Genomic DNA, 26,073 nt, shown 5'->3' with positions numbered 1-26,073 from the left:
TTCTAATCTTTAACCTCAATAATGCGCCCTTCTAACTTCTGCAAAGGTCTGGCATTCATTTGATATAATTTAGAAAATTGATTTAATTGCTCAGCTGACAGCTCAATAGGATTTTTTAAAACATACCAAGTTACATTTTCTAAGCAAGGCGGATGAGTTAATGAGCCTGAGTATGTATAAAATCCACCCTTTTGCGGAAAAATATCCAAAGCATTGATCCTCGCTTCAACTTTTTTTTCAGAGACATTTTTTCCGGGCAAGTTATGGAACAATTTTTCTAATGGTTTATTTCTTAAGCCTTTTTTTATTAAAATAGCTATTATAACCTGTGAGCCATCTTCTTTTCTGTGGACAAAGTGCACTTCCATATCTGTTCTTTTTCCTTCGATGGCATGTTCACTCGGCCTGTGAAAATTAAACTGGATCAATTCATACATATCATGAGCAATAGTAAGCTTACTTCCTCTTTCATAATTGACTTGAATCGTGTGACCATTGTTAAAAATATTAAGCGGTGTGCTAAAATATGCAAAACTTAATGAAGGAATATCATTGTCTTGCTTTAAATTTTGCTCTTTAATATCGATCGGAGATTGCTTTTTTCCTGCAATACAGGCTTGAAACTCTTGCATAAGCATACCCCATTTTGCCGGTCCCGTGCTTCCTTCATAACTCCAATGTTTCTCAATATATTTTCCTGGGACAGCGGATGCATTTAAGCGCAAAAATAAAATGAGAACTGTAAAAACAAATATAAAGGAAGCTTTCCCATTGCCTTCCTTCATAGAGATTTCCTCCTCGCTAAAAGATTTGTCTTCAGTTAACATTAATTATAGTTTACAAATGATCAATCTAGGATGCAAACACGCTCACATGCTAGACAATTGCTTCGAAAGGACAAAAATGACAAAGTATTGGGCAAAGAAGTTTAAAAATATCGTTCTCACAGGCATGCCAGGTGCAGGTAAAACTTCCTTTGGAAGAATTTATGCGGATATGAGCGATCGCTTATTTTTAGATTTCGATGCTTTTATTGAGTCTACAACAAGGAAATCTATTCCCCAATTATTTGAACTGGAAGGCGAAGAAGGCTTTAGGCGACTTGAAGAAAAAATCCTGCACAAACTCGAGCGTAGACATAATTTCGTAATAGCCATGGGTGGCGGCACTCTACAAAAATCTGAGAATTTAAATTATGCACGTCGGTTGGGACTTATTGTTACTTTAAAAACTCCACTCGATATCATCTGTCAACGTATTTTCGCAGTGAAAGAAAATCGTCCGCTTTTTATGCATTGTAAAACTCTTGAACAAGTGCAAGAAAAAGTAAATAGCTTATGGGAAGAAAGAAAAGAATCCTATGAACAAGCAGATGTTGTCATTGAAACTGCTTATAATTCAATGGATACATTAAAAATGCATCTTTCCATGATTGAACGCCGTGCGGACAATCGCGAATATATGCAAGATGTTTATAATATTATGAACAAAAAATTAAGACAGTCCTCTCGCTGGGTAGAAAAAGAAGAACCTATTCCCGAAAAAAATACAGATATTTAATAAAATACTCCAACCAAATTTCTTCGTAATTCTGATTGGATTTTAATGATTCAGAACGCTCTGACATCCTTACCTCCCTAAAACCTCCTAACGTCAATTTTTTGAGGCAGAGGATTCCCTTGATACAAAAAAGATAATTTTCACAGTTCTAGTGTCTCATTCCAAGTTCGATTCGTGGCAGTTTTTCACTACACTTCGAACACGTCCGACTATTAATCTCTTACTGAAATTTCTTTGTATGTTGAAGCTGCTCTAAGGACTTTGTACTTCAATATTGATTTAAACATACCAATCCCTGAGTCTAATGATATTCCTGATAGCTTTTTATTGCGATTCATAATTCTTGGCAAAAATAAGCTTGTTTTTATTTTTGCATCATCTTTGCGGCATGCAAAAATTCCTATCGTCTTTTTGCATACTGCGTCAGGCTTTCAATTAAACCTTGCACCGTTTGGTGCTGCGGTCTTTTCAGTTCACTTATAGCCCCGACTTTAGAAGTCAGGGTTTTACGTTCGTCGCTGGAAAAAGTTTTTTTTAGAACTATTTATCACAATTAAATCTTAATAAATTGTTTGCTGTAATGAGAGCTCGTTTTAAAAAACTTTCATTGGCAAGAGTTGCAAACTCAATTGCAAACTTTTGTTTTTCCAAACATTTATATTCTAGGATTGACTCCGGAGTGTTTATATTTTGCAGCTCAGCTAATTTATTTTCGAGCGCAGACACTGTGTAGCTGTAAAGTTCTTGTGTATTTTCTATAGTATTGTAACTATTAAAAATTGATATTTCTATCCGACTATTTATACATTTTTGCAGAAGGGTTTCTGCACTCACCGTTCTATTACCATAAGCTCTCAGAATTTCCATATTTCTTTGATTACTTGCATTGCAATCCTGTTCTATTTGATTTCTTTCAGTCATACTCATTTCTTGTGAAAAAGAATTTGTTACAAACAATATTGGAGTTATAACTATAGCCATTTTTATTAACTTTATCATAATTTACCCTTCTAAAATATCTGATAAAACCGATCAGAGTTAATAAATTATAAAAATTTAATAAATTTGTAAAATTTCATAGCTTACCAATTCATAAAATATAAAAATTAAAAATTAAACCAATAATAATAGTTTAATTTTTGATTGGTTTTACACAAAAAATGAACTGACACTTGCATAAAATGAGAATAGCTATGGGGGATTCAATGGCTTTATCGAGTGAATCGGATAGTTCTGTGTTTTCAATTACGATATCGGTAAGATTAACGAGATCATTTATTTTTAATCGCGATAATTCGAGCACTCTCCTTTTTATGTCATCCCGTTGTTTCACAATATTTTCAGCAGTTCTTGTTGAGTTCAATTCTTTTAATGCTTAAACAATTTTGGGTAAAACAAAATTGTCGACAACGTTGCCATTAAATTTAACTAAAATATCCCCCACCGATTTTTCTGGGATGTTGTATTGGATACGGATTTTGCTCGAGACAGGTTGCAGATCTGAAGAGTAAACACTAATAACTTGTTCCAAAGAATGATTGGCAACGGATAATTTTAGGATTTTAACTGTCACAGGATTATAAAAAAAAAGACCTTCTTTATATACAGTCGTATTTGGTTTCTCAAAGCGAACTTCTATACTTCTTTCTTCGGGTTCATTTTGATTACAAACTGTAAGAAATAAAAGCATTAAGATAAATATTACTCTTTTCATCTTATATCCTTGTGTGATGAATGCTAAAGTGATTTTTAATTTACTTGATAATAATCAAATAATCTTAAGTATAATTGTAAATAAGAACATTTATATGATTAGCAAAATATTTTATTATTTTCAATAATGAACTCAAACAATAGAGTTTTGTAATTTTAAATTCAAATTTATCTCACCCATCTGAATATTCCATAAACTCGCATACATTCCATTTTTCTCAACAAGTGCTTCATGTTTGCCATTTTCAATAATTTCTCCATTGTTGAAAACGAAAATTTTGTCTGCATGCCGAACGGTTGATAATCTATGCGCAACAATAATTGTAGTACGGCCAATAACCAATTTTTCTAAGGACTTCTGAATAGCCAATTCTGTTTCGTTATCGACTGCTGAGGTGGCTTCATCCAAAATAAGTATAGGTGGATTTTTTAATATAGCGCGCGCAATTGCAATCCGTTGCTTTTGTCCACCCGAAAGTTTTTGTCCACGTTCTCCGACCATTTTGTCATAACCTTCTTCAAAGGCAGAGATAAAGGTATGCGCCTCAGCTAATTTAGCAGCATGAATTATTTCTTCACGTGATGCTTGAAAAGAACCATAAGCAATATTATCCGCAATTGATCCATTTACTAAAAAAATATCTTGACTCACATAGCCAATTGAACGTCTGAGATCAGATAAATTTAGCTCAGAAATATCTTTGCCATCTAAAAGAATTTGCCCAGAATTCTTTTCATAAAAACGCATTAATAATTTTAATAAGGTACTTTTTCCAGAACCCGTTGTGCCAACAAAAGCAACAGTCTCTCCTGAATTGATTTTAATGGAAATATTATTTAAAATAGTGTGATTTGTATAGGAAAACTTGAGCTCTTTGCATTCTATATGCCCTTTTATATTTCGGAGCGCCAACTCCTGGCCAATATCAATTCTTTTGGTTGGAATTTTTAATAAATCCATCACGCGATTGATTGAAGCGAGCGACCGCTGATAGTTATCCGTGATCTCAGAGAGATCGGTCAAAGGCCACAAAAGTCTTTGCGAGAGAAAAATTAATATACTATAAAATGCTACATTTAACTGATTATCTAAAGTTAAATATCCTCCATAGACAAGAATAATCATAAAACCAAACATAACTGCCATGCGAATAACTGGAGTGATGGCTGAGCTAAATTTTATCGCGTTATAATTAGCTTTTTTGTATTGAGAACTCAATTGTTCAATCTTTTTAAACTCATAATTTTCTGTGGTGAAACTTTTAATAGTCGCAATCCCCAAAATATTATTGTTAAGATTGGAGTTTAAAATACCGGCATTTTCTCTGACCTCATAATATTTAGGGCCAATTTTATTTTGAAAATAAAACGCACCAAATAAAATAAAAGGAATAGGGAGGAGCGACAAGACTGCAATGGATGGATTTAAAATAAAAAAGACAATTCCTATGAGTATGGACGACAAAAAGACCTGAATAATAGAGTTTATGCCATTATTCAAAAAGCGTTCTATTTGGTTGATGTCATCATTTAAAATAGAAAGTAAATTTCCTGTATTTTTATTTTCAAAGTACGCAATGTCTAAATTCTGAATATGTGAATAGACATCGAGCCGCAGGTCGTGCTGGAGATTTTGCGCTAAATTTCTCCATTTAACTGAGTATAGGTATTCAAATAAGGATTCAAAGACAAAGATAAGAGCTGTTATCACACCTAAAATAAGTAATTGCTCTTTTGCTACGTTATAGCCGAGTTTAGCCAGAAGAGAACGCTCTTTATTCACAACGGTGTCTATCGCAATACCGATCAATATTTCCGGCATAATATCAAAGACTTTATTGATAGACGAGTATAACACTCCTAAACCAATGTCTTTTTGATAGTTCTTAGAGTACTGAAAAAGTCGTTTAAAAGGATGCATTTGTATATCCAGAAAAATTTATTGAAGTTAAGATGAAGATTTAATAAACTGAGTATAATTTATACCGATTTATATTTAATAGATTTTTTAAAATAATTTGTCAAATTTGGAATTAAAAATTTATTTAATCGCCTGCATGAATTGATCTTTCTAAATAATATATTCCCAAAAAAATAATTTTTGGGATAATTTCGGTTGCTTTGTTCAAACTTTATTCGATAGAATTTGGATAAATCGGCAACTTATATTTTAAAATCGTTTTTTTGGGTCACTGCGGAGTTTTCACTCATTCCTAAATTGCGAGGATTTGAGATAAGAATTAAAAATCATGCATCTCATCCTTGACAAAATTTTATTACAAATTTAATTTTAGTAAGTTATTTTTTGATAAAAAATTTAATAATAAATACTTATTTTTTATCCATAATAAAATATTTTCAGTATATTTTTTGTGATTTTCATACAAATTGAATCTAATAATTTTTTTTTTACTTGTTTAAGACAATTAAGTAAACGGATTTATTTTAATTCATATTTAACTAAAGAAAAAAAGGAACGCAGAATGGCAAATTTTATTTCAGAACAACAAATTGTAAATGAAGAATATTTTATAGATAATTATATTTTCTCAAAATTAAACGAAAAGTATGCTGATATTGATTACAAAACTGTCATGGGTAGTCTCAATGAGATCCAAAATGTTTTTGGCGGTAATGATAATTGGGCTTCGGCTTCTTTAACGTATGCAGATAATCTAATAAGCATAAAAAGACATGAAAAAGAATTTGACGAAAAAAAATCTTTTACATTTTGCATTCTATCTAAAAATTCGCGGGAATATTTAGGCTGTATCTATATAAAACCAATAAAAGTTAAAACTGACCTAGACCTTAGAAAATTATATTATGATGCGCAAATTTTATTTTGGACGGTTGCAAAAAATAATATTTCTATCGATGATGAAGTTTATAAAAACATACTTCATTTCATTAAAAATGAATGGTCATTCAAAAGAGTTGCATATCCTGGAAGGAATATTTCTTGGGAAAATTGGGAAAATATGAAAATAGGTATTTATATTAATGATCGAGATCTTTGCCCCCATGTCGGAGAATATCATGGTAAAGAATGAGAAACAATCTGACTATCTATTGCTTACATCACGATTTTTCAGTCAGGCAGCGTACTATTCGCTGTTTCCTTTTCTCGCCATTATTATGACTTCATACTTCAAAGTGGGACTTCAAACCGTAGGCATATCTATCGGGATATTTGTTGTTATTTCTAGATTCGTTTCATTTCCTTTAGGAGCCTTGGTCGACAAATATGGTGGAAAATATTTCATAATTTATGCAAATCTTGTAAGCATGCTCGCAGTTTCTGCCCTTATCTTTATTCCCAAAGATGCCTCGCTTGCAGCCTGCTTTTTTGTTTTTATTAGAATTGTTTCCTCTGCATCGCAGGGGACAGCTTATAAGTCAATTATTGCAAATAAACTTGATAATATATCCGTTCGTTCATACTCACAACTTAACATTGCTTCCAATTTAGGTACAATTGTTGGACCAGCATCAATAGCTTTGTTTCCTAATAGCAACGAAATAACATATTTTCTTATACTAACTGCATTTTTTCATTTATTAAGCTTGATTCTTATACTCCCCATGCAAAATTCTGTCAGCAATGAAAATCGATTGGCTAAGAAGTTTACAATAAATATAAAACTTTTTTTAAAAACAGAGACTCTGTTGTTTATGCTGGCCTACGTGATTCAGTTCGCCCTATTGCAAATGCTGATTTTTTGCTTTTCGTATTTTTGTCTTCATTACTTCGAAAATGTGAAACTTGCCTCAGGATTTTTTTCGATCCAAGCTCTTATCGTTATCCCAGTCATGTATTTATGCTACAATAAATATAGGGCAATCGAGAAATTTAACAAATCATTGCTTTTTATTATTGGCGTTTCAATTTTTGCATTTTCGTATGTGTTTCTTAGCCTGACAGCAAGTTTCATAAACCCAATATTGTGTGTTTTTATTTTATGTATTTTGATTACAATTTCTGAGGTCATTTCTGCACCCATTGCAGATTCTTATTTAGCCTCTCTTGGATCAAAAAACCAAAGTGGAATTGTGTTTAGCACCGCAACTTTGTTTGAGGCACTGGGAACTGGCATAGGTATATTCTGGGGAAGCAAGGCATTGGAAATATTTTCTAGCGAAAAGTCACTTCTCCCTCGCATATGGAGCGTGAGCGGTGCTGTCTGTCTTTTTCTGCTATTGGTTATCTTTATTTTATTAATAATAAATAGTTTCAAAAAACCTTCATCAAATTTAACAAAGAATCCTGTTAATAATGAGCAGGCAAAAAGTCAGCTTAAGTAATTTCGCGAAGTGTTTTTTTTGGGGGGATTTAAATATATAAGTTTTTCATTTTTTCTTTTAATCCTCGGTAAAAGAAATTATTTATCTCTAATTAATTTCTCTTTTTATACCTAATTCTTCAAGATTTTTTTTATGCTCCTTTTCATATTCAGAAACTTTAATAGATAAGTCCGCGTAATCCTTTTCCATAATATATTTAGACAGTAAACTCAATCTTTTGTAAATTTGTTGATAATTTTGTCTTTCCTCAGTGCTAACAGAATTGCTATTAAGTCTTTCAACTGCATTTTCATCTCTGAGTTTTTTTTCTAAAAATTCAACCTCTTGTTGTACTTCTTTGACACTTATAGGAAATATGATATTGACAAAATCTTTGAATTCGTTATTTTTTGCTTCAACATCTATATTTTCATTTATTTCATTCTCTTTATTTGTAGATTCAATTTTATTATTATTGCTATTTATTTTATTTAATTCTGTTTGAGAAATATTTATTCCAGATTTTTTTTCTTCACTAAAGAAAATTTTTCCCATAAATAAAATTATTAAAACAATGAGAACTCCTAGTACGAATGTATATTTATTAAAAAAATTCATTTCAATTTCTTTCATTAATATTTATCAATATAATCAAAATTTACTTCTGCTGTAAAATCTTTATCATCTTCACTATTTCTTCCTACAAATTTCATACTCAGCTTAGCATTCCCTAAGTATAAATCACAGACCAGATCTGAAAATTTATTACCTACAGAAGTATATCCATAATATTTCATTTCATTATTAATAAAATTATCTGTACTTGCTTTGAATTCATTTATTTCATCAATAATATTAGATATTGCTTCATTATTATATTTTATATCATAAGAGATATCTTTTAGTATTAACTTATGATTGAAAGAAACATTAGTCCAATCAATTCCAAGTTTATCCGCAACAAATTTTTTTACAGAATTTTCAAATCCTGCTTTGAGAAAATTTATCTGTGAATCCAAATTGATCATAACTGGAGTCCAATCTCTCACAAATTTTTTATTATCAACAAGATTTTTACTTGAAAGAGCGATTATTTTTACTTCATCACAGTCTTTTTGATTAACTTTTTTATCAAAGAAAAAATGTAAAATATTAATTTTAAAAAAAAAGGACCCCTTAAATCTTTTTGGAAATGAATCAACTTTAACATCGGCACCATTTTTATGCGTTTTGACTTTTAAGATATAAAAAGACTCTTTAGTATTTTCTGCATTCATATAATATGTATAATGTTTTGAAGTATTTTCAATAGGATCTGGCTTTTGCACAGGATCTTGTGGAGCATCTTGAATTCCTTTTCTTTCTGCAGTAACTTTCACTCCACAAGACACGATTTGAGCAGAGATAAAAATCAAAATCAATACTTTTCTTATAGGCATAGTTCAATCCTTATAAGAGTGCTTAAATTTTATTATAAGCACTTTATCAGATTATAATTTGTTCGTAAATGAGATTTTACTTGTACGATCTAATATTAGGTATCCATTTACTTTCTCAAAAGCCCAATAATTTGCTTGAGATCTAAAATAAGAAGTTGCACTTGATCCACCAAAAATTGAGCCAATAGTGCCTATAAAGAAAGAGCCAACTTGGCAATAATAATAATTACATCTATCAATTCTTCCAGCAGCGTATAAAATTCCAGAAATTGGTGGTTGTATAACACTTGGAGGAGTAGAGCCTGCATTTTGCATTGAAACACGCAGAAGAACACGATCCATTAAGAGTTTCTTTTGTTCTACCGTAATATCACTTTGTTCTCTTGGCGTGTATTGAAATTCTCCATTGTCCCCATCAAATTTAATTTCAAACCAATCTCCAGACTGTTTATCTTCTACAATAGAGTGGGCGGATGATGTCGAGAACCATCCTCTCGATGAAGTTTTACTTTCTATTCTAGTATATAAATTAGACAAGTGATATTTTGCTGAAAAAGATCTTCTCCCTTTAACTTGATAAGTATAATTAACATTCAAAGTCATATTTGCAGAAATATTATTAATATCATTTTCTTTAACGGGTTGATTAATATTGCTATAATATGTACATCCACCTAGAAGATTGAGCTTTACTCTTCCAGATACACTGCCGAAAAACTCATCCTGTTTACTCTCCTTTTCGTTTATTGATGGCAAAGGCATTTTTGGATCTAAATTTTTAAGCGTCTGATAGCTCACTCCAGGGATAAAGGCATCTATAAGAGCTGAAAATGTAGAATTTAATGCAGCACCAGGGTCTTTTAAGTAGGCATTAAAGAATGCGTTTTTAATAAGCATAGGCTGCCAAGTAATATTTAAGTTTTTATTCATTTCCTGGTACTTTTGCACCAAATTACTTGTATCTGTATTGAATAAAAGATTTGCTGAAATTCCTTTAAGTAAAGCATATTTTTGATATGAATTCTGAGCAGCCATTTCAATATTATCCGCAACTGCTTGCAAACTTTGCAAAGGTTTTAATAACTCCTCAAATCTTTTATATGTATAATCATATCTATCTGCAGCTAACTTAACTTCTCTTGATGTTCTATCAAATTCTTTTTCTGCGGGATAAAACTCATAATTTAATAATCTTCTATAATTTTCTACGAGGGCGTCTAATAATTTTTTAGCCGCGGCCGTTGCTAAAGAATTTGGCTCAGTTCTTAACAAATCTTCATACTTATTTCTAGAAGAATCTAACTCCATGCCAAGTTTTGTTTTTTTAATTTTTATCTCTTCAAATTTGTTATACGCCTCTTCATTTTCAATTTTTTAATTTGCTAGTATTTCAAAAAGTTTTGCTTTCTCTTTATCTAATGGATCAAGTTCTTTTATCATATTATTTATTTTTAAAAGTATGCTTTCTCGAATTAAAGTACTCTGTTTTAGTGAATTTTGATCAATTTTCATTGTCGAACAAAATCCTAAATTTAAATTCTGCTGAACAGCACTCACAGTTACCTTACCGACTTCAGGAGGAAGAACATAGGCATTTTGACACTCTTCATCAAACATAACGCCATTTGAGTTTTCTGGGTGGTTAACTCCTTTAAAATCACATTTATTTACTACATTAGGTCCTCCTGCAATAGCAATATTGGAAAGAAATAGTGATGAAAAAAGCAAGGTCAATTTGGCATTTTTAGACATTGTAAAATCTCCTATATAAGACATTGTTATTAGACAGGAACAAAAATAAATTATGATCTATGTAAAATATTGAGTTTTAAAAATTAAGTAAAAAATAATAATTTATAATATACTTATCTTATTATAATAAAATCTTATGTTTAATTTTATTAAAAAAAGTATAAGCATATTTAATAAATTATACAATTTAATAAATATTATTTATAATGTAACAAAACTTTGTAGAAATTTATCGTTTGATTTTAAAAATGAAATACTTCCATTTTGATTTAAACTCAAAGTAAAAGAAATAGCATGCTTTCAGGGCAGTGCTTTTTGCGCAAGTTTATTTCGGGAGATTTTAAATTTATAAGTTTTCATTTCTTTCTTTATTCTCGGTAAAAAAAGAGCATCCTTTCAGGGCAGAGTTGCTGACCGCAAATGCCCTTCAAGAATGCTTTTCCTTTACCTAAAATTCAGTCTAACTATGTTATCTTATAATTTAAAATCGTTTTTTGGGTCACTTCATGAGTTTCGTTCAAGCTTTTTTTTCGTGTTTATTATGCTAAATAAGCTAACTTATATTTTCAAATTGTTTTTTACGGAACTTCATTTTTTTCACTCTGCTTTATTGCTGTGCTTTTACTTTATTCATCAGTGTTCATTTTAATTCACAGCACGTTGCATACGTAAAGCTACTTAGCATAAATCATCAGTGTTCATTTTAAGCGACATTGTCTGAACAATTCAGCAGATTGACGAATATTATAACTCAGAGGGGGGAGTCATGTTAGGGGCTTCGATGGGCATTTGCGGCCAGCAACTCTGCCCATCGAAGCCCCTAACATGACGCATACCCAGATGAAGTTTAGAAAATACAAACTGATGATTTAAAAAAAATATTAATGTAAAAAAAAATCAAACTGATGATTTATGCACCCTTTTTTTTAATTTAATTTGCAATGTGCTGCGCGCTATTTTGAGTTTTTTTGCGGCAGCACTTAAATTTATTTTGTTGGGATAAAATTTTGATAGATACTGTTGTAAAAGCTCATCACACATTTGATTGAAAGTGAGATTTTCTCCATTTTCATCGGATGTATTGATAATAATTCTGTCTTTAAAATCTATTTCAGTTGCATTTTGTTTGTCTTGTTTTTTAGATTTTTCTAAAATTCTTTCTGGGATACCCATGGGGGATAAGACTTTATCGGTCTGATGTTCGGTCATGGCGCGCAGGCAATTGCGCAGTTCACGCACATTGCCTTCATCCCAGGGCAATTGACAAAGGACATTCATGGCGGTTTTTTCAATCCGATAAGGCCCACCTTGCATAGTTTGGCAGAAAAATAAGATGAGATCGGGGATTTCTTTTTTTCGTTCGCGCAAGGGTTTTAATAAAATTTCGGTTTCACAGAGTCTTTGCCAGAGGTCATTGCGAAATTCGCCTTTTTCAACTTGAGTGCTGAGAGGAATGTTGGAGGCAGCGATAAAGCGGACATTTATTTTCCGGGGAGTGGATTCTCCGATCCTTGTGACCTCTTGATTTTCTAAAACACGCAAGAGGGCGACTTGGGCATTGGCGGATAAACTCGCCACTTCATCTAAAAACAACCATCCACCGTTGGCATCTTCCAGTAAACCCGATTTATGCGTGTGTGCTCCGGTAAATGCGCCTTTCACATAACCAAACAGAACGCTTTCGAGCAGGCTTGGCGCTATGCTCCCGCAATTGATTTTAATAAAAGGAGCATTCAGAACGAAAGAAGAAAATAAATCTGCAACAATTTCTTTGCCTGTTCCGGATTCGCCTTCAACATAAACGGAAGTGATGGCGGAGTTGATAATTTGTGGAATACGTATGTTAACTTTGTTTAAAGACGCCCCAGCAAAATTGATTTTTTCAATCTGGTTACCTGGGGAAGTTAATTTATTTTTATGATCAATTCCTCTTTTTAAATAAGCAGATTTTCTTATGGATAAAATCTTTTCAACAATATTTTTTGTTTTTGATTTTTTGGAAAGAAATTCGTCTGCTCCACCTTTAAGACTTTGTAAGACGGAGTCAGGATCATCTAAGTTTGAACTCATAAGCACAATAATTTCAGGATGCAATTCTCTTAATTCCGCTACGATTGATATGCCATTTTTATGATCTTTTTCCGATAGAAATATATCTAGGATAGCAAAATCAATTTTTTTAAAGGATCGAATTAACCTCTTAAAATCAAATAAATTAACAACTGAAATAATTTTAAAAGAAATATTTTTCTTATTCGCTTGTATTTTCCGGGCAAAGTTTTTTAACTCAAATGGATCATCATCTAAATGAATTAATATATATTCTTCTTTTATTTCTTTTGAAAAAACTGAGTTCATAAAATCTCACAAAAAAGAGGTTCTTTTTTCTTGAAAAGAACCTCCATTTTCTATTCCAAAATTATCAATTATTATGACTAATAATTTTAATATTTATGAAAACTTTTTAAGTTTTGTGGATTGCTTTTCCGCAGAACATCCACTGCAACCTGAAGATGAACATCCTTGAGTCTTCTCTTCTGCGGACTTTTTTTTCGGTAACCATTTATAAATAAGAAATACGGCCGCTGCAGCAACGATCGTTATAACAATAATTTCTTGAAGCATACCGGAGTCCCTTTTTAGATTTATCCAATGAAATATTGTGAAACATGAAAAACGATAAATGCACAAATATATGCTAAACCAAACATATAGCTGAACATGACTGTAGGCCAAAGCCAGGTGTTTGTTTCACGCTTAGCTACTGCTAAAGTTGGTGCGCACTGAGGAGCAAAAATATACCAAGTTAGGAAAGCCAATGCGGTTGGCAAAGACCAAGCCGTCGAGAGCGTGGTTGCTAAACCTTCCGCAACAGCTTCTTCACTTCCACTGATAGCATACACTGTCCCAAGCGCAGCAACAGCGACTTCTCTTGCTGCCATACCGGGAATAAGAGCAATTGCTATTTGCCAGTTAAAACCTATTGGAGCGAGAATAGGCTCAAAAAAGCGACCAATCATACCAGCAAATGAGTAATCGATAGCTGGTAATGTTGCACCTTCAGGTGGATTTGGATAGGTCGCTAAGAACCAGATGAGAATCATAAGAGCTAGAATAAGAGTACCAGCCTTTGTTATAAATAACTTAGCACGGGTTGTGAGTCCTAAAAATAGATTTTTTAAGCTTGGCATTTTATAGGTAGGAAGTTCCATGAGCAATGGGTGAACATTTCCCTTGATAAAGAATCTTTTGAGAACAAATGCAACGGCCAAAGCAGAAAGAATACCTATCAGATAAAGACCAAACATCACTAAACCAGGTAAAGATGCAAAGCCAAATACAGTTTTTGCAGGAATAAAAGCTGCGATAATGAGAACATAAACAGGCAAACGCGCAGAACACGTCATAAGGGGCGCAATTAAAATCGTGATAATACGATCTCTTTTACTCTCAATTGTGCGGGTGGACATAATTCCAGGAATAGCACAGCCAAAACTTGATAAAAGTGGGATAAAAGCACGACCGTGTAAACCCACCCCTCCCATAAGTTTATCCATTAGGAAAGCTGCACGAGCCATATATCCTGTATCTTCTAATAAAAGCAGGAAGAAAAACAGCAACAGGATTTGCGGTAAAAACACTAGAACACTACCAACACCCGCAATTATACCGTCTGAAAGAAGATTACGAAGGACACCTTCAGGCATACTTTCGGTCACGAGAGCTTGTAAGCTTGCAAAACTGCTTTCAATGAATTCCATAGGGAATTCAGCTAAGGTAAAGACAGCTTGAAAAACTGCAAATAAAAGAAACAAAAGTGTTAACGTTCCAAACACTGGATGTAATAATAAGCTATCTAGTCTCTTTGTCCACTCAGATGCAACACCTTGTTTTCTATTCGCAACACAGAGAATACGTTCAACTTCCTTATGATAGGAACGTACATCGAGTGCATTGGGTTCTGTCCAAACACATTTTAAATTTGAAGTGATATTTTTTTGTTCTTTATTTACATCATTGGTAGGAATCTCAGAAGAATTTTTACCAACTTCTTTTTCAAGAGCCGCAACAAGTTCGTTAATTCCATTTTTACGAATAGCAACAGTTGGGATAACAGGAACACCGAGTTCTTTGGAGAGAAGCTTGATATCAATATCGTAACCACGTTTGCGCGCAACATCCATCATATTTAAAGCTAAAACGATAGGTTTACCAACTTTTTTTAATTCAAGCACAAGGCGAAGACCCAGATGCAGGTTAGTGGCATCGGCCACGCAAATAATAGCATCTGGGATATTTTCATGGGCAAATTTGCCCAAAACAACATCCCGAGTGACTTCTTCGTCAGGGCTCCGTGCTCTCAAGCTATAAGTACCAGGTAAATCGACGACTTTTACTTTTTTACCCTGTGGACTTAAGTATGTTCCTTCTTTCTTTTCGACAGTCACACCCGCATAGTTTGCAACCTTCTGGCGGCTCCCTGTTAAAGCATTAAAAAGAGCGGTTTTTCCACAGTTAGGATTTCCAACTAAAGCAATACGGGTAGGGGATAAAATATCTGCATGAATAGACATATTAGGCGATCTTTCTAACCAAAATTGCTTGAGCTTCTTTGCGACGCAATGCAACCAAAGAGCAAACACGGATCAGGACAGCGATAGGATCTTTACCAATCATCCCTTGGTGCTCTAAAGTGACTTCCGTTCCTTCAATAAATCCCATTTCTAAGAGTCTTTTTTCGAGTTCGCCTGCTGGAAGAGTGTTTTCTAATCCTAATTTTTTTTCATCGATTTCAATGACAACTGCTTTTTCGCCAATTTTGAGCTCGCAAAGAGACACGAGCTCTGTGTCTGTTGAAACGTCACATTGATCGAGATGGATGCCAAAATCCAATGGATTGGCCATTTTTGTCTGCATAGAGAAAACCTCTAACTATTTGATAATATATAAAATTAATGGTTATTTCTACTTTTAGAAAGCAACCAGCACAAAATCATGCTAGCACTCATGATAACGATTATCAATATCGGAGGGAGGTTATCTAAACGACATTATAGTTAATTAATTAACCATTATTCCTAGCTTTTCTTACGTGTGGCAATATCTACCCAGACAGCTAATAGCAAAATACTCCCTTTTACAATGTACTGCCATGTGACTTCAATATTTAAAAGACTCATGCCGTTGTCTAAGCTAGCCATAACTAAAGCACCGATAATTGCGCCAAATATCGTACCTACTCCACCCATTGTGCTCGTACCACCAATGATAGCTGCCGAAATTGCATCAAGTTCAAAGTTTTGTCCAGCAGATGTGGTAGCAGCATTCAAACGAGCAGTTAAAATAATACCAGCAACAGCTGTGAGAGCACCCATGAGGATAAAAACAAATAATGTATTTCTTTTTATATTTATTCCAGAAAGTCTTGCTGCTTCGACATTTCCTCCCATTGCATAAATATGTCTTCCAAAAATAGTGTTATTTGTTACGATATGAAAAGTTATTCCTAAAATAAAAACGACCAATACTGCATAAGGAATCCCCATATAAAATGCCATCACTAAGAAAAATGCAGCTATAGATAATGAGTATAAAATAATACTTAATAATTCGAGACTCTTTGGCAGGACTGTAAAACCATATTTTATTCTCGAATTTCTTTTTTTGATCTTTAATAAAATAAAAAGTATGATACAAATAATTGCAATCAGAATTGTTAAATCATTGAATGGTGGTTGTTCACCTATATAAAATTTATTTGACAATAAAGAATTGTAGCCCAAGACAGGATTATTAAATTCATCAAGAACAGGTTTTCCCATTTCATCAAATTGCTTATCCAGAGTATAGATAAATGGCGGAATATAACCTTGTCCTATTAATTTAAATGAATCACTCATGGGGCCAATTGTGCGTCCATCTGTTATTCCTAATATCGCTCCACGAAAAGCGATCATACTAGCTAATGTAACAATAAAAGCTGGAATTCTTCTATATGCAACCCAATAACCTTGCCACAGGCCTATAAGCGCACCTAATGAAAGCGTTGCAAGTACAGTCGGCACAGTTGGCCAATTGTAATTTACTTGCAAAACAGCACTCGCTGCTCCAATAAATCCTGCAACTGAACCAACAGAAAGATCGAGATGACCAGCCACTAATATCATCGTCATTCCGATAGCTAAAACACCCACAGTTGACGTTTGTAAAAACAAATTCGATAAATTTCTTGGCGAAAGAAAAAGTGAGCCTGTTAAATAAGTAAAGACTGCCCAGATAACAAACAAAGCAATAAGCATTGTATATTGACGAATATTTTTTTTAAATGACGCTATAATTATTTCCAATAATTCGGATTTATTCACGTCTGAATTTATTTTATCAGCAGAATTTTGATTAAGAAAATTCATACAGTCAATTCATCTCCTTTAGTATGTCCTGTTGCATAACGCATTATCTTTTCTTGTGAAGCATTTTTATATAATATATCGCCCTTAAACTCCCCTTCATGCATGATTAAAATACGATCACTCACTCCTAATATTTCTTGTAATTCTGACGAAATCATTAAAATGCAAACACCGTTCTCAATCAATTCATTCATGATTTTATAAATTTCAAATTTAGCACCAATATCTATACCACGTGTTGGTTCATCCAGTATTAAAACCTTTGGATTCGTCATAAGCCATTTAGAAAGAACTACTTTTTGTTGATTTCCACCACTTAAATTTCCGGATAATTCTTCGATCGAATGAATTTTAATTTTTAAATCTCGAACATATTTATGACTTTTTGAGATTTCTTTGTTTTCATCGACAATGCCAAATTGGGTGATATTTTCAATACTAGACAACGTGATATTTTCTTTAATATTCATTCCAAGTATTAAGCCAAATCTCTTTCGATCTTCAGAAACTAAGGCAATTCCTTCTTGAATTGCATCTTTTTCTTTAGAAATATTTAATTTTTTCCCGTTTAAATATAATTCACCACTCGTTATCTTACCCCATGCGCCAAATATACTCATAACAAGTTCTGTACGCCCTGCCCCCATCAGTCCAGCAATGCCTAGTATCTCTCCTTGATGCAATTTAAAACTGACATTCTTAACAACTTTTAGCCCTGTTTCAGGGTCTTGAACTGTCCAATTTCTCACTTCAAAAACAACTTTGCCTGGTTTTTTCTCAACGCGCGGATAAATCTCTGTTAAATCTCTTCCCACCATTTTAGTAATCAATTTATCTTCGCATAAATCCTTTTTATCACTCGTAATAATAGTCTTTCCATCGCGCAAAATAGTGATCCGATCTGCAATTTTATATATTTCTTTGAGCCTGTGTGAAATATAAATACAGGTTTTACCTTTATTTCTAAGTTCTTTTATTATTTCTAAAAGATTATCCGCTTCTTTTTCTGTTAAAGCGGCAGTGGGCTCATCTAAAATTAAAATATTTGCATTTTTCGCGATTGCTTTTGCGATTTCAACCAACTGCTGCTCACCGACACCTAGCTGAGAAATTTTATCCGATGGATTTACATTTAATTTCACTTCTTGCAATATTTTTTTTGCTTCATTAAAGGATTTCTCCCAATCAATAAATATGCTTTTTGTATATTCATGACCTAAAAAAATATTTTCGCAGACAGTCATGTCTTTTACGAGAGCCAACTCTTGATAAATAATAGCTATACCTGCAAGTTCACTATCCCGCGTCCCTCTAAAGTTTTGCAGAACGCCATCGACGAATATTTCACCTTCATAATTCCCAGCTGGATATAAGCCACTTACTATCTTCATTAAGGTAGATTTTCCAGCACCATTTTCTCCGCACAGTGCATGGATTTCCCCCTTTTTTACCGATAAATTCACAGAAGACAATGCTTTAATCGCCCCAAATTTTTTACTAATATTTTTCATTTCTAAGGTAGAACTAAGCAAAAATAACCTCCTTAAAAAAGAATTCAATCTAAGATAAAATCCTTTTGAGTCTATATTTATTTAGTTACAAATTTATAAACATCTTCTTTCTTAAAGAAACCAGATTGAATAAATTCTTTTTCAATATTATTTTTATCTACTATAATAGGTTCTAGGAAAACGGAAGGAACATTTTTATTTCCATTTGCAGTAAAATGCGTTGCCTTAATCGGTTTTTTCTCAGCCATATCTTTTGCAATTTTAAGAGCAAGTTCAGATAATTTACCTTGATCCTTAAATATGGTCATTGATTGTGTGCCAGCAGCAATTCTTTGCGCTGCAGTTAACTCGGCATCTTGCCCTGTTACATAAACTTTTCCAGCTAATTTTTGCGAAGACAGTGCTTGTATAATTCCACCAGCGGTATTGTCATTAGGTGCTAAAACTGCATTTATATTATTTTTATTCGCAGTTAAAGAGTTTTCCATCAAACGCTGTGCTACACTGGGTTGCCATTCTTGAATATTTTGTTCTGTAACAATTTTTATATCTCCTTTTTTTACAAGAGGAGCAATATGTTTCATAGCTGCATCATGTAATATTTTGGAATTATTATCCGTTGGTGCACCAAGAAATACAGCATAATTTCCTTTTGGTACATTTTTAACTAAATATTCTCCTTGCAACTCACCAATTTTTGGATTGTCGAATGAAACATAGAGATCGAGATCAGAATTTAAAATCAAGCGATCGAGCGAAATCACTTTGATGCCTGCTTTGTGAGCTCTTTCAACTAACGTACTCGCAGCAGACGCATCATGTGGAGCAATGATTAAGGCATTTACTTTTTGTGAAAGTAAATTTTCGACTTGTGAAGCTTGTACAGAGGCGTCTTGATCGGAGACTTGCAATAAGATTTTTACACCAAGTTTTTTTGCAGCTTCTTCTAGACCTTGTTTGTATCTAACCCAAACTATATCTCTTTGGGTTGGCAAAGAGATACCGATACGAATGTCTTCCGCAGCAAATGCGTTTATAGAAAAAGCAGTTGAGAGAAGAAGACTTAATGATGAAAAACGGAGAAACAATCGTCTGGTCAAGTGATTCATACGGACTCCTTATTTTTAGATCTAATGCTTATTGAAACTCAATAAATATTACAGATTAAAAATAAAAAGTCAAAACGAGTTCGGAAACAGAAAGTAAATTAAAAAATATAATAGACTCTGTAAGAAAATTTTTTAAATAAATTGATGATTAAATAAATTATTTAACCGATATTCCATTTTTAGCTCTAAGTGCAAAAAACGCTATATAAACGTAACAGATTAAGGGAACGATATAACTGATACTTAAATTAGAAATATCTGCTACGTAACCTTGGATTAATGGAACAATGGCTCCACCAACAATTGCCATACAAATAATACCAGAACCTTTTTCTACAAAGGAACCTAGGCGCTCAGTACTTAAAACAAAAATTGTTGGGAACATAATAGAATTAAATAAACCCACAGCAACAATACATGTCATGGCAAAATAACCTGTACCCATTATAGTACTTGTGACCAATGCGCAAGCGATTATCGCATGAGTGAATAAGACTTTGCTTGGTTTTATTTTTGTTGTTACAAATGCACCAATAAAGCGACCAACCATAGCACCGCCCCAATAGAGTGATAAATATTTCCCAGCTTCATCAAAAAGAATATTACCAATTGTAGGTTGAGAAATATAATTAATCATTAGACTTCCTATTGCAACTTCTGCTCCGACATAAGCAAAAATAGCAAGAGTGCCCATAACAAGATCTGGGTGATCAAATAATTTAAATTTAACATTAGAATTTAAATTATTTTGGACTGCAACTTTATTATTTGGAAATTTAAAAAAGCATAAAGCAACCGCAATTATAATAACAAATAAGGTTAATCCTAAATAAGGTAACTGAACTGAACCTGCCTGAGTTGATCTATATATTTCTAAATCCAGAGCCGATAACGCTACGATTTCATCTGCTGATTTTACTGCAACTGAAAGGATAAGTGCTGAACCAATTAAAGGAGCAATGGTTGTTCCTAAAGAATTTAATCCTTGGGCAAAAATAAGCCGACTCGAAGCACGTGCTTTTGAACCAATCGTAGTTAAATAGGGATTTGCCGCAACTTGAATGACTGTAACACCACTCGCTAAAATAAATAATCCCCCAAGAAAAACGCCATAAATGGCAATTTTTGCTGCCAGGACAAAAGAAAAACAGCCCAAAGCTGTTAATGCGAGACCGACTAAAAAACTATTTTTATAACCCACTTTTTCAATAAGCTTACTTGCAGGCATAGAAACTATAAAATAAGCTGCGAAAAATGTAGTCTGCACAAGCATAGTCTGCGCATAATTTAAAGAAAATAATTCTTTCAAATGTGGAATCAGAACGTCATTGAGACAAGTAATGAAACCAAAAAGAAAAAAAAGCGTTGAAACTACGGCAATGGCTGGTTTGCTATTTTCTTGAGTTTTCGGGATTGGATTTTGATCATGGGGACGAGGATTCTGAGCAACTGTAACCATTTTAACCTCTAATATTTGAAATGGAAAAGATTCCTAGGATAAAGAATTGAACTCAATTATTCATCCAAAGAAAAGCTTCAGTGAATGAATTATGGGAAATTGTCCTGGATGGGAAGCTTCTCTGTGTTTTTTTTACATCTAAGGTAGAGAATTATGTGGTTTTGGCTATATGGACAAGCATTTATGCGGTTTAGTCACAAATATTGATATGAGCAAAAACACCCAAATAAATGTCTTTAAGACATTTATTTCTTCACAACTGCCTGAGCTGCAGCAAGCATTGCAATTGGTATGCGAAAAGGTGAACAACTAACATAATTTAAGCCTAAATTATTACAAAACTGAACACTTGCTGGCTCACCACCATGTTCACCACAAATACCAAGTTTAAGTCCTGGATTTTCCTTACGACCGAGTTCACAGGCAAGTTTTATCAGACGCCCAACACCGTCTTGATCAATCACGGCAAAAGGATCTTCTTCAAGAATATGCTCTTGCTTATAAACTCTTAAAAATGGAGCTGAATCGTCACGGCTAAAGCCATAAGTCGTTTGAGTTAAATCATTTGTACCAAAACTAAAAAAATCAGCGTGCCGTGCAATTTTATCGGCAACTAAAGCCGCTCGCGGAACTTCAATCATCGTGCCAAATGGTAAGTTGGGCGCTATTTTTTGCAAACGATCTCTAAGCCATTTCAGTTCAGTTTCTATTCCGACAAGTGGAATCATAATTTCTGGAAAGACTTTTTTGCCCTGTTCTTTACAAATTTCACTTGCTTCTAAAATTGCCCGCACCTGCATTTCATAAATTTCTGGGTGAGAAATGCCTAAGCGACATCCACGATGACCGAGCATAGGATTGGCTTCATGGAGAGCTCGCACGCGTTGCTTCAGATCTTCCAGAGAAAAACCAAGCTGTGCTGCTAAGGTCATCATATCCTTATCAGTGTGCGGCAAAAACTCGTGCAAAGGTGGATCGAGCAAACGAATAGTGACTTCATATCCTTCCATAGCGCTTAAAATACCAACAAAATCATCTCTCTGAAATGGCAGTAGTTTATCTAAGGCCGCTTTTCTCTCTAAACTATTCTTTGATAAAATCATTTGTCGAACAACGGGCAATCTATTTTCCTCAAAAAACATATGCTCAGTTCTACAGAGACCTATTCCTTCAGCGCCAAAACTCCGAGCATATTGAGCATCACGTGGAGTATCTGCATTGGCACGTACTTTCATATGCCTAATTTCTTTAGCCCAATCCATAAAAATAGAAAAATCCCCGCTTAATTCAGCATTTTTTGTTTCGACTTTGCCAAGCATAACTTCGCCCGTCGTACCATCTAATGTAAGCCAATCACCTTCTAGAATTTCTATGCCTGAGACTTTTACAGATTTTTGTGTTTGAGAAATATTTAAAGAAGAGCAACCCGCTATACAGCATTTTCCCATTTGTCTTGCAACAACTGCGGCATGAGAAGTCATTCCTCCCCGCGCGGTGAGAAATCCTTGTGAAGCATACATCCCACCAATGTCCTCGGGCGAAGTTTCATCGCGCACCAATATAACCAATTCTCCTCGGGCTGCCCAACTCTCCGCTTCAAGGGCAGTAAATACAGCTCTGCCAGAAACAGCTCCAGGTGAAGCCGGTAAGCCTTTTGCTATCAATTGCTTATGCGCTCTGGGATCCAAAGTTGGATGGAGGAGTTTATCGAGATCTTGAGCATTCACTCTCAGTAGAGCCTCTTCTTTTGTCATCAATCCTTCTTTAGCAAAATCGATGGCAATTTTGAGAGCGGCTTGAGTTGTCCTTTTTGCGTTGCGCGTCTGTAAAATATAAAGCTTCCCTTCCTGAATAGTAAACTCAATATCTTGAACATCACGGTAGTGTGCTTCTAGTTTATTACGCACATTTTCAAGCTGAATAAAAACTTCTGGCATTTCTTTTTCTAATAAATGCAATGGTTTTGGTGTACGAATCCCCGCCACCACATCCTCTCCCTGGGCATTGATTAAAAACTCACCATAAAAGACATTTTCACCTGTGGAAGGATCACGGGTAAAACAAACCCCAGTTCCTGAAGTTGACCCCATGTTGCCATAAACCATGGAACAAATATTTACCGCTGTTCCCCAATCGTGGGAAATGGAGTGAATCTCACGGTATTTTTTAGCTCTTGGGCAATTCCAGCTTTTAAACACAGCACCAATTGCTTGCCAGAGTTGTTCATAAGGATCTTCAGGGAAAGCTTCCATGATGTGTTTTTGATAAATTGCTTTAAAAACGCCAACCAATTCTTTAAGATCGGATGCCGTGAGCTCGGTATCTTCTTTATAACCATTCATTTTTTTAAATGATTCCAATTCATCTTCCATATAATGCGTTTCAAGATCTTTAACAACACTCGAATACATCTGAATAAAGCGCCGATAAGAATCATACGCAAAGCGGGGATTGTCAGTTTTCGTAGCCAGAGCTTCAACGGTCATTTCATTCAGTCCTAGATTTAAGACTGTGTCCATCATACCTGGCATTGAGATGCGAGCTCCAGAACGCACACTGACCAACAAGGGGTTGCGAGCATCCGCAAATTTTGCGCCCATCGAATCTTCTGTTTTTTTGAGAGCTGTTTCGATTTGATTCATAAGTTCCCGAGAAAAAGAAGCTCCATCTCTAATATATTCGAGACACACACGAGTAGAGATTGTAAAGCCTGCAGGCACCGGTAAACCAAGTGCTGTCATTTCAGCTAGATTTGCTCCTTTCCCGCCTAATTCTGATTTCATTGAAGCATTGCCATCAGCGTATCCACTTCCAAAAAAATATACAAAACTCATACATTCTCCTCGTGAGTCAGAATTTGAGAAATTTTCTGCTTTCTCGCTAAATGAATTCATACTCGATATCATTATAATTGTAAAATAACACTTAATAGAGCTGCGCTGTAAAATTGTTCAACAAATTCTATAATTTGAGTGTCCAATCTTTTGATAGTACTTTTTCTATAGTAATATCAATACCTTTTACATAAGAGCCTTAAATTTTCGTTATAAAAATCTGTTATCACTAAAAATCTCAGAGAATTTGCACAAAAAGAAAGCTTCTACTTGTAAGTTCTCCTATTTTCTATTAGCACAATTTATGGGCACTAAGTGTTCACTCTTTTAACAGAGCGGAACAACTTCTTCTCTTATCCTTTGTTTTTACTAAAAAAAACTATTAAAGTGCGAGGCATAAGAGTTGCTAAGCAAAATAAGAACATTTTTAAATGAGGTATCTCCTATGGGCGATGTAATTGACTTCTTCTCAAGAAAAATAATTAGAGAAAATGCTAATAAAAACTTAGCTAAAAAAGAAAAAGAACCTGTTGCAAAAGCTGATTTTGCTAAAACCTCAGCACAGAATAAAGCAAATCAAGAAAGATTGCGCAAAGAACGCGAACAGGCCAATAAAAATGTGATGAAAAGTTACAGAATAAAGTAAGAAAATAAAAGTCGAAAAGGCATTTTAGAGCTTCTTTAAAATGCCTTTTGCTTTTCACTCAGATATTCTTGACACTTCAGGTTAATAGTATGTTAGATGAAGAAAAAAATAATAATAATATTTATCATATAAATGAATTTAAGTTAAAAAAACTTGCTGAAATTGAAAAAAAGAGAAATATCAACGTTTTAGAATTTTATAAATTCTCTGAAGATAAAGAATGCGAAGAAAATTTAATAAATTTTAAAATTAATAACATAAAAAAAAGTGTTCAAAGAATAAATAAACTTATTTCACAGATTAAAGAAATTTCAGACAAACCCCAAAAATAGTTCCTCCTCTCAGTTGTCATTCTAAGAAATTATTGTAAAAAAGACAGCGACCGATGTTTTTACAAATGCTTTTTTACGAAATGAGGACTGCCCCATGAGCTCTATTCCATTCTATGCAAAAAAATTTGTTTCCGGAATAAATATCGAAGAAGCTTTTGCTGTTGTAGAGCGACTTAATGATAAAAAAATATGTGTTACCCTTGATCTTCTTGGTGAAAATATCAGCGAAAAACAACAAGCCATAAAATTTGTTGACGAATATGATATTCTACTTAAAAAAATTTCTGAAAAAAAATTAGACTGTTACGTTTCAATAAAACTCACAATGCTGGGTCTCGATATTGATTTTGATTTTTGTTACAATAATCTCTCTCAAATTATGCGCATTGCAGATCACTATAATATTCGTGTCGCTCTCGATATGGAAGGAAGTGATTATACGGAACGGACGATTGTCATTTACGAAAGAGCTGCAAAAGAGTTTAAAAATATTGAAATTGTTTTACAAGCTTATTTAGTCAGAACAGAAGATGATGTTAAGCGAATTTTGGCTGCAAATGGAAGGGTTCGACTTTGTAAAGGTGCATATAAGGAGCCTCCAGAAAAAGCCATAAAAAAAATGTCACAAATTGTTGAAAATTATAAAAAACTCATTCAAAAACTCCTACTTGAAGGGCAAAGAATATGCATTGCCTCACATGATGACGATATTATTGATTTTTGCATAGAATTTATTGAGAAAAATAATATTCCAAAAGATAGGTATGAGTTCCAAATGTTGTACGGAATGCGAGAAAAAACTTGGTCCCGTATTCGCGAGAAAGGTCATAACATGACAATTTATGTCCCCTATGGTGATCAGTGGCAAGCATACTATGCGCGCCGACTTGCTGAGAGGAAAGAAAATGTCTTTTTCGTTCTTAAGAATTTATTTAAATCTTGAAATTGTGCAATCTCCTTGATTCAAAGTTCATACTAGTGTATTAGTACAATCCTCTCTTAAAGTTTTTTACGAGAGGATTAA

Annotated in this window: 24 protein-coding genes; 7 read left to right on the top strand and 17 right to left on the bottom strand. The window is 33.7% G+C overall.

Going from position 1 to position 26,073, the window contains the following annotated elements; translation table 11 throughout:
• Positions 1–2 precede the first annotated feature (2 nt).
• A complete protein-coding gene (locus tag EZS29_RS04735; RefSeq protein WP_172603778.1) occupies positions 3–785 on the bottom strand; it encodes a carbonic anhydrase in 783 nt (260 codons plus the stop codon).
• A gap of 118 nt (positions 786–903) precedes the next feature.
• Between EZS29_RS04735 and EZS29_RS04730 the strand changes: the two genes are divergently transcribed.
• Positions 904–1,560: a shikimate kinase gene (locus EZS29_RS04730; RefSeq protein WP_172603777.1), complete on the top strand. Its 657-nt coding sequence runs from the start codon at positions 904–906 to the stop codon at positions 1,558–1,560.
• A gap of 540 nt (positions 1,561–2,100) precedes the next feature.
• Here the strand turns inward: EZS29_RS04730 and EZS29_RS04725 are convergent.
• Complete coding sequence (locus EZS29_RS04725) at positions 2,101–2,559, bottom strand: hypothetical protein (RefSeq protein ID WP_130607092.1); 459 nt, start codon at positions 2,557–2,559, stop codon at positions 2,101–2,103.
• A gap of 206 nt (positions 2,560–2,765) precedes the next feature.
• Between EZS29_RS04725 and EZS29_RS15860 the strand changes: the two genes are divergently transcribed.
• The gene (locus tag EZS29_RS15860; RefSeq protein ID WP_172603776.1) at positions 2,766–2,939 is read left to right on the top strand and encodes a hypothetical protein; all 174 of its coding nucleotides are present in this window, start codon (positions 2,766–2,768) and stop codon (positions 2,937–2,939) included.
• Here EZS29_RS15860 and EZS29_RS04720 read toward each other — a convergent pair.
• Both EZS29_RS04720 and EZS29_RS04715 read right to left on the bottom strand, forming a co-directional pair.
• Positions 2,936–3,274 (bottom strand): SPFH domain-containing protein, encoded by a 339-nt coding sequence (locus tag EZS29_RS04720; protein WP_130607090.1) that lies wholly within the window; start codon positions 3,272–3,274, stop codon positions 2,936–2,938. The genes EZS29_RS15860 and EZS29_RS04720 overlap by 4 nt on opposite strands.
• Positions 3,275–3,406: 132 nt before the next feature.
• Entirely contained in the window at positions 3,407–5,194 is a 1,788-nt protein-coding gene (locus EZS29_RS04715; protein ID WP_130607088.1) for an ABC transporter ATP-binding protein, read from the bottom strand.
• A gap of 562 nt (positions 5,195–5,756) precedes the next feature.
• Between EZS29_RS04715 and EZS29_RS04710 the strand changes: the two genes are divergently transcribed.
• Complete coding sequence (locus tag EZS29_RS04710) at positions 5,757–6,326, top strand: hypothetical protein (RefSeq protein ID WP_130607086.1); 570 nt, start codon at positions 5,757–5,759, stop codon at positions 6,324–6,326.
• The gene (locus tag EZS29_RS04705) at positions 6,313–7,578 is read left to right on the top strand and encodes an MFS transporter (protein ID WP_172603775.1); all 1,266 of its coding nucleotides are present in this window, start codon (positions 6,313–6,315) and stop codon (positions 7,576–7,578) included. Before EZS29_RS04710 ends, EZS29_RS04705 begins: the two co-directional genes overlap by 14 nt.
• 87 nt (positions 7,579–7,665) lie before the next feature.
• Here the strand turns inward: EZS29_RS04705 and EZS29_RS04700 are convergent, their stop codons facing one another.
• The 13 genes from EZS29_RS04700 to ppdK form a co-directional block, all read right to left on the bottom strand.
• Positions 7,666–8,175, bottom strand: a complete 510-nt coding sequence (locus EZS29_RS04700; protein WP_130607082.1) for a hypothetical protein — start codon at positions 8,173–8,175, stop codon at positions 7,666–7,668.
• A 14-nt stretch (positions 8,176–8,189) separates the two neighbouring features.
• Positions 8,190–8,996 (bottom strand): hypothetical protein, encoded by an 807-nt coding sequence (locus tag EZS29_RS04695; RefSeq protein ID WP_130607080.1) that lies wholly within the window; start codon positions 8,994–8,996, stop codon positions 8,190–8,192.
• A gap of 51 nt (positions 8,997–9,047) precedes the next feature.
• Positions 9,048–10,304: a hypothetical protein gene (locus EZS29_RS04690; protein ID WP_130607078.1), complete on the bottom strand. Its 1,257-nt coding sequence runs from the start codon at positions 10,302–10,304 to the stop codon at positions 9,048–9,050.
• Positions 10,305–10,370: 66 nt separating this feature from the next.
• On the bottom strand, positions 10,371–10,748 hold the full coding sequence (locus EZS29_RS04685; RefSeq protein ID WP_130607076.1) for a hypothetical protein: 378 nt from the start codon (positions 10,746–10,748) through the stop codon (positions 10,371–10,373).
• A gap of 897 nt (positions 10,749–11,645) precedes the next feature.
• Positions 11,646–13,106 (bottom strand): sigma-54-dependent transcriptional regulator, encoded by a 1,461-nt coding sequence (locus EZS29_RS04680; protein WP_130607074.1) that lies wholly within the window; start codon positions 13,104–13,106, stop codon positions 11,646–11,648.
• A gap of 93 nt (positions 13,107–13,199) precedes the next feature.
• Complete coding sequence (locus EZS29_RS04675) at positions 13,200–13,373, bottom strand: FeoB-associated Cys-rich membrane protein (RefSeq protein WP_130607072.1); 174 nt, start codon at positions 13,371–13,373, stop codon at positions 13,200–13,202.
• Positions 13,374–13,393: 20 nt separating this feature from the next.
• Positions 13,394–15,322, bottom strand: coding sequence for a ferrous iron transport protein B (gene feoB / locus EZS29_RS04670; RefSeq protein ID WP_130607070.1), 1,929 nt, complete (start codon positions 15,320–15,322; stop codon positions 13,394–13,396).
• A 1-nt stretch (position 15,323) separates the two neighbouring features.
• On the bottom strand, positions 15,324–15,665 hold the full coding sequence (locus tag EZS29_RS04665) for a FeoA family protein (protein WP_216678713.1): 342 nt from the start codon (positions 15,663–15,665) through the stop codon (positions 15,324–15,326).
• A 161-nt stretch (positions 15,666–15,826) separates the two neighbouring features.
• Positions 15,827–17,158, bottom strand: coding sequence for a sugar ABC transporter permease (locus tag EZS29_RS04660; protein WP_130607068.1), 1,332 nt, complete (start codon positions 17,156–17,158; stop codon positions 15,827–15,829).
• Complete coding sequence (locus tag EZS29_RS04655; protein ID WP_130612758.1) at positions 17,155–18,669, bottom strand: xylose ABC transporter ATP-binding protein; 1,515 nt, start codon at positions 18,667–18,669, stop codon at positions 17,155–17,157. The genes EZS29_RS04660 and EZS29_RS04655 overlap by 4 nt, the downstream gene beginning before the upstream one ends.
• Positions 18,670–18,746: 77 nt before the next feature.
• Positions 18,747–19,778, bottom strand: coding sequence for a sugar ABC transporter substrate-binding protein (locus EZS29_RS04650; RefSeq protein WP_130607066.1), 1,032 nt, complete (start codon positions 19,776–19,778; stop codon positions 18,747–18,749).
• 157 nt (positions 19,779–19,935) lie between these two features.
• The gene (locus EZS29_RS04645; protein ID WP_130607064.1) at positions 19,936–21,237 is read right to left on the bottom strand and encodes a sugar MFS transporter; all 1,302 of its coding nucleotides are present in this window, start codon (positions 21,235–21,237) and stop codon (positions 19,936–19,938) included.
• A gap of 245 nt (positions 21,238–21,482) precedes the next feature.
• Positions 21,483–24,071, bottom strand: coding sequence for a pyruvate, phosphate dikinase (ppdK, locus tag EZS29_RS04640; protein ID WP_130607062.1), 2,589 nt, complete (start codon positions 24,069–24,071; stop codon positions 21,483–21,485).
• 445 nt (positions 24,072–24,516) lie between these two features.
• Between ppdK and EZS29_RS04635 the strand changes: the two genes are divergently transcribed.
• From EZS29_RS04635 to EZS29_RS04625, 3 genes are all read left to right on the top strand, one after another.
• Positions 24,517–24,717, top strand: coding sequence for a hypothetical protein (locus EZS29_RS04635; RefSeq protein ID WP_130607060.1), 201 nt, complete (start codon positions 24,517–24,519; stop codon positions 24,715–24,717).
• 89 nt (positions 24,718–24,806) lie between these two features.
• Positions 24,807–25,049, top strand: a complete 243-nt coding sequence (locus EZS29_RS04630; protein ID WP_130607058.1) for a hypothetical protein — start codon at positions 24,807–24,809, stop codon at positions 25,047–25,049.
• A 94-nt stretch (positions 25,050–25,143) separates the two neighbouring features.
• Positions 25,144–25,992, top strand: coding sequence for a proline dehydrogenase family protein (locus EZS29_RS04625; RefSeq protein WP_130607056.1), 849 nt, complete (start codon positions 25,144–25,146; stop codon positions 25,990–25,992).
• Positions 25,993–26,073: the final 81 nt, after the last annotated feature.

The sequence above is a fragment of the Fluviispira sanaruensis genome (genome assembly GCF_004295685.1).
GTDB classification, from domain to species: Bacteria; Bdellovibrionota_B; Oligoflexia; order Silvanigrellales; family Silvanigrellaceae; genus Silvanigrella; species Silvanigrella sanaruensis.
This window is presented reverse-complemented; position numbering and strand designations above follow the sequence as displayed.

Bases quoted from the DNA above. Each gene is read 5' to 3' on its own strand.
- EZS29_RS04630 (WP_130607058.1), top strand. From the start codon at position 24,807: ATGTTAGATGAAGAAAAAAATAATAATAATATTTATCATATAAATGAA.
- EZS29_RS04725 (WP_130607092.1), bottom strand. From the start codon at position 2,559: ATGATAAAGTTAATAAAAATGGCTATAGTTATAACTCCAATATTGTTT.
- EZS29_RS04655 (WP_130612758.1), bottom strand. From the start codon at position 18,669: ATGAAAAATATTAGTAAAAAATTTGGGGCGATTAAAGCATTGTCTTCT.
- ppdK (WP_130607062.1), bottom strand. From the start codon at position 24,071: ATGAGTTTTGTATATTTTTTTGGAAGTGGATACGCTGATGGCAATGCT.
- EZS29_RS04625 (WP_130607056.1), top strand. From the start codon at position 25,144: ATGAGCTCTATTCCATTCTATGCAAAAAAATTTGTTTCCGGAATAAAT.
- EZS29_RS04660 (WP_130607068.1), bottom strand. From the start codon at position 17,158: ATGAATTTTCTTAATCAAAATTCTGCTGATAAAATAAATTCAGACGTG.
- EZS29_RS04700 (WP_130607082.1), bottom strand. From the start codon at position 8,175: ATGAATTTTTTTAATAAATATACATTCGTACTAGGAGTTCTCATTGTT.
- EZS29_RS04645 (WP_130607064.1), bottom strand. From the start codon at position 21,237: ATGGTTACAGTTGCTCAGAATCCTCGTCCCCATGATCAAAATCCAATC.
- EZS29_RS04635 (WP_130607060.1), top strand. From the start codon at position 24,517: ATGGGCGATGTAATTGACTTCTTCTCAAGAAAAATAATTAGAGAAAAT.
- EZS29_RS04675 (WP_130607072.1), bottom strand. From the start codon at position 13,373: ATGCTTCAAGAAATTATTGTTATAACGATCGTTGCTGCAGCGGCCGTA.
- EZS29_RS04705 (WP_172603775.1), top strand. From the start codon at position 6,313: ATGGTAAAGAATGAGAAACAATCTGACTATCTATTGCTTACATCACGA.
- EZS29_RS04695 (WP_130607080.1), bottom strand. From the start codon at position 8,996: ATGCCTATAAGAAAAGTATTGATTTTGATTTTTATCTCTGCTCAAATC.
- EZS29_RS04665 (WP_216678713.1), bottom strand. From the start codon at position 15,665: ATGCAGACAAAAATGGCCAATCCATTGGATTTTGGCATCCATCTCGAT.
- EZS29_RS04730 (WP_172603777.1), top strand. From the start codon at position 904: ATGACAAAGTATTGGGCAAAGAAGTTTAAAAATATCGTTCTCACAGGC.
- EZS29_RS15860 (WP_172603776.1), top strand. From the start codon at position 2,766: ATGGCTTTATCGAGTGAATCGGATAGTTCTGTGTTTTCAATTACGATA.
- EZS29_RS04650 (WP_130607066.1), bottom strand. From the start codon at position 19,778: ATGAATCACTTGACCAGACGATTGTTTCTCCGTTTTTCATCATTAAGT.
- EZS29_RS04680 (WP_130607074.1), bottom strand. From the start codon at position 13,106: ATGAACTCAGTTTTTTCAAAAGAAATAAAAGAAGAATATATATTAATT.
- feoB (WP_130607070.1), bottom strand. From the start codon at position 15,322: ATGTCTATTCATGCAGATATTTTATCCCCTACCCGTATTGCTTTAGTT.
- EZS29_RS04735 (WP_172603778.1), bottom strand. From the start codon at position 785: ATGAAGGAAGGCAATGGGAAAGCTTCCTTTATATTTGTTTTTACAGTT.
- EZS29_RS04715 (WP_130607088.1), bottom strand. From the start codon at position 5,194: ATGCATCCTTTTAAACGACTTTTTCAGTACTCTAAGAACTATCAAAAA.
- EZS29_RS04690 (WP_130607078.1), bottom strand. From the start codon at position 10,304: ATGGAGTTAGATTCTTCTAGAAATAAGTATGAAGATTTGTTAAGAACT.
- EZS29_RS04710 (WP_130607086.1), top strand. From the start codon at position 5,757: ATGGCAAATTTTATTTCAGAACAACAAATTGTAAATGAAGAATATTTT.
- EZS29_RS04685 (WP_130607076.1), bottom strand. From the start codon at position 10,748: ATGTCTAAAAATGCCAAATTGACCTTGCTTTTTTCATCACTATTTCTT.
- EZS29_RS04720 (WP_130607090.1), bottom strand. From the start codon at position 3,274: ATGAAAAGAGTAATATTTATCTTAATGCTTTTATTTCTTACAGTTTGT.